The sequence below is a fragment of the Dyadobacter sp. OTU695 genome, assembly GCF_038440355.1.
Classification (GTDB): Bacteria; Bacteroidota; Bacteroidia; order Cytophagales; family Spirosomataceae; genus Dyadobacter.
In genome coordinates, this window is sequence record NZ_JASATN010000066.1 from 1 (window position 1) to 1,014 (window position 1,014).

At 57.7% G+C, this 1,014-nt stretch carries 1 protein-coding gene; it reads left to right on the top strand.

Annotated elements, in window-relative coordinates:
• A partial coding sequence (locus AAHB90_RS32420) for an amino acid adenylation domain-containing protein (protein WP_342089480.1) occupies positions 1–1,014 on the top strand: 1,014 nt, incomplete at both ends.

The following is a 1,014-nucleotide window of genomic DNA, read 5'->3' on the forward strand; positions in this document are numbered from 1 at the left end:
ACCAGCGCCAACCTTGCCTATGTGATTTACACCTCGGGCTCGACGGGCCATCCGAAAGGGGTGATGGTTGAGCATGGGAACCTTATCAACTTGCTGCAAAGCGTTAGAAATACGTTGGCATTTGATGCAGGTAGCACTTTCCTTTCAGTCTCCACTTACAGCTTTGATATTTTTGGGCTGGAATGCATGCTGCCATTGATTAGTGGCGGCCGGCTGCTACTAGCCAGCCGTGAGACGGCCCAGGACGGTCTGGCCTTGTCGGGGCTGCTCAGCGCTGGCAAGGCGACGCATATGCAGGCGACCCCTGCCGGCTGGCAGGTGCTGGTCGATGCGCAGTGGCGCAACAAGGGGGCAGTGAAGATGGTGGTAGGGGGTGAAGCGCTCGGTGAAAGCCTGAAAGAGTCGCTTTGCGCGCAAGGCGAGCTATGGAATATGTACGGACCGACCGAGACGACGATTTATTCTACCAAGAAACTGATGCAGTCAAGGCAGCCTGTGACGATCGGAGCCCCGATCGACAACACGTGTATTTACATATTAAGCAGCAGCGGCGGTTTATGCCCAGTTGGCGTAGCCGGTGAGCTTTACATCGGCGGCAGTGGTGTGGCGCGGGGTTATCTGAACCGGGCTGATCTGACCGCTGAGCGTTTTATAGCGAGCCCGTTTGTCGCAGGCGACCGTCTTTACCGTACCGGTGATTTGGGGCGCTGGTTGCCTGATGGCAACATCGAATATGTGGGGCGCATGGACGACCAGGTGAAGGTACGTGGTTACCGTATCGAACTGGGCGAGATCGAGAGCGTGCTCCAAACGGCCCCGGGCATCAGCCAGGGTGTTGTCGTGGCGCGCGCCGACGGCAGCGGTCACAAGCGCCTGATCGGCTACTATGTGGGCCAGGGTGTTACGCGGGATCAGGTGCATGTGCACCTTTCCAGCCAGCTTCCTGATTACATGGTTCCCGGCGTTTTGATAGCGCTGGACTCGCTTCCTTTGACACCTAACGGGAAGGTAGAC